Annotated in this window: 4 protein-coding genes; 3 read left to right on the plus strand and 1 reads right to left on the minus strand. The window is 73.9% G+C overall.

Going from position 1 to position 7,911, the window contains the following annotated elements:
- Window positions 1-94 precede the first annotated feature (94 nt).
- A complete protein-coding gene (locus ACFV0G_RS23225; RefSeq protein ID WP_380551044.1) occupies window positions 95-1,534 on the plus strand; it encodes a purple acid phosphatase family protein in 1,440 nt (479 codons plus the stop codon).
- A 72-nt stretch (window positions 1,535-1,606) separates the two neighbouring features.
- On the opposite strand, the gene ACFV0G_RS23230 is transcribed toward ACFV0G_RS23225, so the two are convergent.
- Complete coding sequence (locus tag ACFV0G_RS23230) at window positions 1,607-3,895, minus strand: hypothetical protein (protein ID WP_380551047.1); 2,289 nt, start codon at window positions 3,893-3,895, stop codon at window positions 1,607-1,609.
- A 1,287-nt stretch (window positions 3,896-5,182) separates the two neighbouring features.
- Between ACFV0G_RS23230 and ACFV0G_RS23235 the strand changes: the two genes are divergently transcribed.
- Together ACFV0G_RS23235 and ACFV0G_RS23240 are read left to right on the plus strand one after the other, a co-directional pair.
- The gene (locus tag ACFV0G_RS23235) at window positions 5,183-6,556 is read left to right on the plus strand and encodes a beta-ketoacyl-[acyl-carrier-protein] synthase family protein (protein WP_380551053.1); all 1,374 of its coding nucleotides are present in this window, start codon (window positions 5,183-5,185) and stop codon (window positions 6,554-6,556) included.
- Entirely contained in the window at window positions 6,553-7,767 is a 1,215-nt protein-coding gene (locus tag ACFV0G_RS23240; protein WP_380551050.1) for a ketosynthase chain-length factor, read from the plus strand. The genes ACFV0G_RS23235 and ACFV0G_RS23240 overlap by 4 nt, the downstream gene beginning before the upstream one ends.
- Window positions 7,768-7,911: the final 144 nt, after the last annotated feature.

Genomic DNA, 7,911 nt, shown 5'->3' on the forward strand with positions numbered 1-7,911 from the left:
GTGGGGGCGCGGGGCCCCCCCCGACGGGGCGCGCCCCCCCGCCGCGCGCGCGCGCGCCCCCCCCCCTCCCCCCGCGGGGGGCCTGCTCGGGGGGTTGCGCCCCGGCCGCCTCGGTGCGCCCCGGGTCGGCGGACTCCACCTGCAGTTCGGCTCCGACGCCTCCCGCGAGGTGGTGGTCTCCTGGCACACCACCGCCTCCGTCGCCCGCCCCCGGGTGCACTGGGGCACCGCGGCCGGCGGCCTCGGCCGCACCGTGCCGGCGGAGACCACCACCTACCGGGACGCCAAGTCCGGCACCGAGGTGCAGGTGCACCACGCCCGGCTGACCGGCCTCCGGCCGGACACCGACCACGTCTACGCGGCCGTGCACGACGGCGCCGCCCCCGAACTCGGCACCGTCCGCACCGCGCCGCGCGGCCGCGGCGCCTTCACCTTCACCAGCTTCGGCGACCAGGGCACCCCCACCACCGGCCGGCTCTCCGGCACCACCTGGGTCAACGACAACCTCGGCAGCCCGGCGGCCGGCGACACCACCGCCGGCGTCGAGCGGATCGCCCCGCTGTTCCACCTGGTCAACGGCGACCTCTGCTACGCCAACCTGGCCGCCGACCGGGTCCGCACCTGGTCCGACTGGTTCGAGAACAACAGCCGCTCGGCCCGCCACCGCCCCTGGATGCCGGCCGCCGGCAACCACGAGAACGAGCTCGGCAACGGCCCGCTCGGCTACGGCGCCTACCAGGCGTACTTCACCGTCCCCGAGGCCGGCGCCGACGCGCCGATGCGCGGCCTCTGGTACGCCTTCACCGCCGGCGCCGTCCGGGTGATCAGCCTCAACAACGACGACGTCGCCTACCAGGACGGCGGCAACTCCTACGTGCACGGCTACTCCGGCGGCGCCCAGGAGCGCTGGCTGGAGCACGAGCTCGCGGCGGCCGACGCCGACCCCGGCATCGACTGGATCGTGGTCTGCATGCACCAGGTGGTGGTCTCCACCGCCGACCGGTTCAACGGCGCCGACCTCGGCATCCGCGAGCGCTGGGTGCCGCTGTTCGACCGCTACGGCGTCGACCTGGTGGTCTGCGGCCACGAGCACCACTACGAGCGCTCGCACCCGATCCGCGGCCAGCAGCCCACCGACACCCGCACCCCGATCCCGGTGTCGACCCGCACCGACGTCATCGACACCACCCGCGGCACCGTGCACATGGTGATCGGCGGCGGCGGCACCTCCGCCCCCTCCAACCAGCTGTTCTTCAGCCCCGCCCGGGCCCGCGTCATCACCGGCGTCGGCGCCCCCGACCCGGCCACCGGCAAGCGCCCGCCGCAGTACGTGCTGGAGGACGCGCCCTGGTCGGCGTTCCGCGACGCCGACCACTCCTACGGCTTCGCGGCCTTCACCGTCGACCCGGGCGACGGCCGCGACGACACCACCATCGCGGTCACCTACTACGCCGTCACCGGCCCGTTCGGCGACCTCACCCCCGTCGACCGCTTCACCCTGACCCGCCCGCGCGGCCGCCGCACCCGCCGCTGACCGCACGTCACACCGGCGGGGGGGGGGCGGGGCGCGGGCCCCGGGGGGGCCCCCCCCCCGGGTCGAGACGTCCTACTTGTGGCCCGGCCTGCCGGCCTTGCCGGTCTTCTGCGTCCTGGTCGCCGACTTGCCCGGGACGGGCTTGCCGGTGCCCGGGACGAGGGCGGCGGCCTTGGTGCGGGTGGTGTCGCCGGGGCCGGCCGGAACGGCGGACCGCACGCCGGCGGGCACCGGGAGCTTCGTGGCGGGCTTGGTGATGCCGAGCTTGGCGCCGGCCTTGACCACGACCGCGACGATCGACAGGCCGTTGTTGCCGCTGCCGTTCAGCTTGAGCGTGACGGCGCTCTGCCCCAGGCCCCGGGAGGCCCAGCCGGACAGCGAGCCGGCGTAGGAGGAGCCGAACGCGCTGGTGCCGATGAGCTGCTGCTGGACGGTGCCGTTCGGCATGGTCGCCTGGACCTGCACGCCGGAGGGCGCGCTGACCGTGACGGTGTCGCCGACCTGGTAGGCCGTCACCTGGCCGGAGGTCACCGCGGTGTTCCACGCGGCCCGGCGCTGGAGCTCGGCGCCGATGTCCGAGTGCTTCAGGCTGACCAGCGGGGTGTTGTCGTTGTGCAGACCGCGGTAGGTGCTGAGGATGCTCTCCAGCACCGGGTAGGCGATCCGGCCCTCGGCGAAGTTCGACTGATGGACGAAGTGCGGCCGCGGGTCGTTGGCCAGCACGTGGCCCATGTCGATCCGGGTCTCCAGCGGAACGATGTACGAGGTGTAGCCGGTCTGCTCGTCCAGCGGGGCGCTCAGGCAGGTGGAGTTGCCGGAGGTCTCGCAGACGCCGCTGCCGCCCTGCGCCGCGCTGGTGTAGATCCAGTTGTACTCGTCGGTCTCCTCCTGCGCCGTGCCGGCGTTGTAGAAGACGTTCATCGGGTAGCGGGGCACGGTGAGCGCGTTGCCGACGGCCCGCTGGTTCTTCTCGCGGGAGTTGTCGCTGGCGATCCACTTGACGCCGTTGGTGTTCAGGGCCGGCGCCAGGTACGGGTTGTCGGTGGGCTGCTCCGGCAGGGTGACCAGGCCGGAGTGCTCACCGGTGATGAGCTCCGTCTGGTCGATGTGCAGGCCCTTCTGGGCCGCCCAGGTGACGTTGTCGTGGATCGCGTTGGAGATCGTCGACTGGCTGACCCAGACGGTGTTGCCGGACGCGTCCTTGGTGCACTGCCACGGCACGACGGAGACGTTCTGGACGCAGCCCAGGAACGGGTGGTCGTAGGTGTGGTTGATGAACCGGAACGAGCTCTGGTCCGCGACGAACCTGTCGACCAGCGGGTCGCCGGTCGTCTCGTGGTCGGACTTCCAGTCCTCGCTGCCACCGCCGTTGTACGCCCAGTCGATGGTGAACGCGTGGTCGGTCTGCCACTGCTTGGCGTACGCCTCGTCGTCCGTGGTCATCCGGATCGGGTTGGCGGTCTCCGGGGTGCCGGGCGGGCAGGTGACGTCGCCGGGGGTGCACTTGAGGGTGGAGTCCCAGCGGTCGTCGCTCATGAAGAGGTCGTCCGACTGCACCTCGAAGTAGTTGCGGTCGTAGCCGAGGTGGACGCCCTTGGTCACCCAGTCCACGATGCCGCGCGCCAGCAGCCGGTACTGCTGCTGGTACTGGTTGTAGACGAAGGTGATGACCATCTCGGAGCGGCCGTCGTGGTCGTACTGGCCGACCAGCGAGCCGCGCGCGGTGCTGCCCGGGATCGGCGCGTCGACCAGCGGCGTGAAGGTCGCCCCGGCGGCCTGCTGGGCGAGCGGGGTGGCCAGGAAGCCGTAGCTGGTGCTGACCGCCGGGTCCGGCTGCTCGAACGGGACGCTGCCCTTGAGGTAGCCGAACGGGCCTGCGGTGCCCTGGGTGGTGACGGCGCCCTGGGTGCCGTCCAGGGAGCCGATGTAGCCGGGGTTCTGAGCCCAGTTCAGGCCGACCGATGGCTGCGCGTAGGTGTACGCGTCGACCTGGCGGATCCCGTAGGAGGCCTCGTACGTGGCGAGCGCCGCCATCTCGGCCGAGCCGGCCGGGAAGGGGTTGTCGTTGGGCAGGACGACGCCCTCGAACTTGGCCCGCGGCGAGCCGTTCACGGTGTCGCTGAGGAAGGCCGCGTTGATGGTCGGGCGGTTGGCGTCGTTGAGGTTGACGACGGTGTACGGGGTGCCCTGGCCGGCCAGTTCCGCGATGATCGCGGCGGTGGCGGGGCCTCCGTCGTCGACCACGAGGATCTTGAGGTCGACCCGGGTGGGTGTGGCGGCGTGGGCGGTGAGCGACTGCAGGCTGGTGGCCAGCAGTCCGGCCGCCGCGAGCGCGGCGGCTCTACGGGTCCGTCGACCCATGGTGGTTCCTCCCCTGGGCGGGGCCGGACCGCTGCTCGGCGTCCCCCCGCCCTCGTTTGCTGTTCCTGGCAGCGCGCTGCCCCGCGGCCCGGGCCCCGCGCGGCGGGGCCGGGTGCGTCATGGTGGATGGCCGCCCCGCAGATGGCGATGCGGTGGCCGGCCGCTCCGGTGACTCCCCCGCCGACATTCTGTCAGCATCCGGTGACTGGAATGGCTCCCCGGCATCCCGTGTGACGGTCTCGTTATGCCGGTCGTATTGCTGGAGAAGAATCGGGGACGTGAAGCTGTGGGGTCCTCGGGCGTCCGCTGCTCAGCCTTGCACACCGGCATCGCGGAATAGGCGGTTCCGGACGCCAGCCCAGGAAATTCTCATGAAGCGCCCAGGAAGCTGCCAGCCGGTTCCGCGTCGTGCTCCTGACACTCCGTGGGCATAGGTCCCGTCGCTGGCGCGGGCGGGGCCAGCGTGCGTGTCCGGGCCGTTACCGAGGGATGCCCGGCGGCCCGGCCGGCGGCTCGTTTTCGCAGGCCGGCGTACGAATTGCAGCCCGCGAGCGGTCGCGCGCACCCGTCCTCCCGGTCCGGCCCCGCGGTGTGCCGACCGGTCGGCCGCACCATCGGCGCTGCCGTCGGTGCCTCCGCGCACGCCGGGGCGCGGAGGCCGCGGGCGCGCCTCCCGGGGAGCCGCCGCGGGCCGCGGATGGATGCTCCGTCTCGCATTCCGGACAGCCGTCGCGCGGTGTGAACGGTCTTTGAGGAGTTCTTGGGAATCCCTTTTGGGTGGCCCGCCGGAATTCCTTCCGGCCATCTCCCGGGGGTGGTGGAAAATACCTGCGAAGTTCGCCGTTCGGTAACGGGGCCGTCGTCCGCGCGGGTCGGCGGCGCATTCCCCGGGGAATTCGCCGGGGTCGACGGCGGCGGGGTGCGCGGGCGCTCGGTGGGCTGGCCGTCCGGGCGTCCGGGCACGCACGAACGGCCCCGCGGGCGCGCGGACGGGCCCTGCGCCCGGGCCGGGCACGGCCGCCGGGGCGCCGGGGGCGGGGGTGCCGCCCGGCCCGTCCCGGTACCGGGCGCCGCCCAATTGCCCGCCGGACGAGGGGGGGACGGGCGAGCGATTGCGAACGGACGCCGTTCAAGGGGCGGTTCGCGCCGGGGCGGGACCAGCGGCCTTCGAGGAGGTGTCGAGTGCCGCGCCGCACCGTGCTGGTCCCAGACCGCAACCGTTCCCCGCTGCCGGGGGACGCCGTGCCCGTGGCCTGCGGGGCCGGGCCGACGTAGGCGAAAGGAACGATCTGCAATGTCCTGCTCGACAGAGGGCCGGTGCCGGGTGCGCCGTGCCGCGGGGGCCGCGGCGCCTGTCCGCCCCGGGCGCACCGGGGGCGCGAGGTGAGCCGCCGGGTGGTGATCACCGGCATCGGGGTGCGCGCCCCGGGCGGCAACGGGACGAAGGAGTTCTGGGACCTGCTGACCGCGGGCCGTACCGCGACCCGGCGGATCGACTTCTTCGACGCGAGCCAGTTCCGCTCGCAGGTGGCCGCGGCCGTCGACTTCGACCCCCGCGCCGAGGGCCTGACGCCCCGGCAGATCCGCCGGATGGACCGGGCGGCGCAGTTCGCCGTGGCCTGCACCCGCGAGGCGGTGTCGGACAGCGGCCTGGAGTTCGACCGGCTCGACCCCTTCCGGTACGGCGTCAGCCTGGGCAGCGCGGTCGCCGCGGCGACCAGCCTGGAGAACGAGTACCTGGTGATGTCCGACAGCGGGCGGGACTGGGTGGTCGACCCGTCCTACCTGTCGCCGCACATGTTCGACTACCTCAGCCCGGGTGCGATGGCCGCCGAGGTGGCCTGGGAGATCGGCGCCCAGGGCCCGGTCACCCTGGTCTCGGACGGCTGCACCTCCGGCCTCGACTCGGTCGGCCACGCCGTGCAGCTGATCCGCGAGGGCACCGCGGACGTGATGGTCACCGGCGCGTCCGACACCCCGATCTCGCCGATCGTGCTGGCCTGCTTCGACGCCATCAAGGCCACCACCAACCGCAACGACGACCCGGAGCACGCCTCCCGGCCGTTCGACAACTCCCGCAACGGCTTCGTCCTCGCCGAGGGCGCCGCCGTCTTCGTCCTGGAGGAGTTCGAGGCGGCGAAGGCCCGCGGCGCCCGGATCTACGCCGAGGTCACCGGCTACGCGACCCGGTGCAACGCCTACCACATGACCGGCCTCAAGAAGGACGGCCGGGAGATGGCGGAGGCCATCCGGGTCGCCCTGGACGAGTCCCGCCTCGACCCGACCGCGGTGGACTACATCAACGCGCACGGCTCGGGCACCAAGCAGAACGACCGGCACGAGACCACCGCCTTCAAGCGGAGCCTCGGCGACCACGCGTACGGGGTGCCGGTGAGCTCGATCAAGTCCATGGTCGGGCACTCGCTGGGCGCGATCGGCTCCATCGAGATCGCCGCCTGCGCCCTGGCGATCACCCACCACGTGGTGCCGCCCACCGCCAACCTGCACGAGGCCGACCCCGAGTGCGACCTCGACTACGTCCCGCTGACCGCGCGCGAGCACCGCACCGACACCGTGCTGACGGTGGGCAGCGGCTTCGGCGGCTTCCAGAGCGCGATGGTGCTGCGGCGCCCCGAGGAGATGAAGGGAGCGACGGCATGACCGGCGCGGTGTTCACCGGACTCGGCGTGACGGCGCCGAACGGCTTCGGCGTCGAGCAGTACTGGAAGGCCGCGCTGGCCGGCCAGAGCGGCATCGCCGAGCTCACCGGCTTCGACACGGCGGGCTTCCCGTCCCGGCTGGCCGGGCAGGTGACCGGCTTCGTCCCGCAGGACCACCTGTCCAGCCGGCTGCTGCTGCAGACCGACCGGTCCACCCAGCTCGCCCTGGTGGCCGCCGCCTGGGCGCTGGAGGACGCCGGCGTGAAGGCCGGCGACCTGGCCGACTACGACATGGGCGTGGTCACCTCCAGCGCGCTCGGCGGCTTCGACTTCACCCACCGGGAGTTCCGCAAACTGTGGGCGCAGGGGCCGGAGTTCGTCAGCGTCTACGAGTCCTTCGCCTGGTTCTACGCGGTGAACACCGGCCAGATCTCGATCCGGCACGGGATGCGCGGCCCGGGCGCAGCACTGGTCGGCGAGCAGGCCGGCGGCCTGGACGCGCTCGGCCACGCCCGCCGCACGATCCGCCGCGGCACCGCCCTGGTGGTCAGCGGCGGCGCCGACTCCGCACTCGACCCGTGGGGCTTCGTCTCCCAGCTGTCCACCGGGCTGACCAGCACCGCCGACGACCCGGCGCGGGCCTACCTGCCCTTCGACCGGGCCGCGTCCGGCTACGTCCCCGGCGAGGGCGGCGCCCTGCTCGTCCTGGAGGAGGCGGAGGCCGCCCGGCGGCGCGGCGCCGAGCGCGTCTACGGCGAACTCGCCGGCTACGCCTCGACCTTCGACCCCGCCCCGGACAGCGGGCGGCCCGCCGCGCTCGACAAGGCCGCCGAACTGGCGCTCGCCGACGCCGGGATCCGTCCGGACGAGGTGGACGCGGTGTTCGCCGACGCGGCCGGCGTCCCCGAGCTGGACCGGGCCGAGGCGCAGGTGCTCGCCGGCCTGTTCGGCGAGCGCGGGGTCCCGGTGACCGCGACCAAGCCGCTCACCGGCCGGCTCTACTCCGGCGGCGGCCCGCTGGACGTGGCCACCGCGCTGCTGGCGATCCGCGACGGGGTGCTCCCGGCCACCGCCGGCACCACCGACGTCCCGGCCGGCTACGGCCTCGACCTGGTGGTCGACCAGCCGCGCGAACTCCCGCTGCGCACCGTGCTGGTGCTCGCCCGCGGCCGCCGCGGCTTCAACGCCGCGGTGGTGCTCCGCGCGGTCTGAACCGGCGCGCGGACCCGCCCGTCCCCGTGCCAGCGGCACACCGGTGCCCCCCCCCGCCCCCCCCCCCGGGGGGGGCCCCCCCCCCCCCCCGCCCCCCCCCCCCCCCGCGGGGGGGGAAACACCCCCGGGCCCCACCCCGCCCCG

Source organism: Kitasatospora sp. NPDC059571, from assembly GCF_042735675.1.
In the GTDB taxonomy this organism is placed as follows: domain Bacteria; phylum Actinomycetota; class Actinomycetes; order Streptomycetales; family Streptomycetaceae; genus Kitasatospora.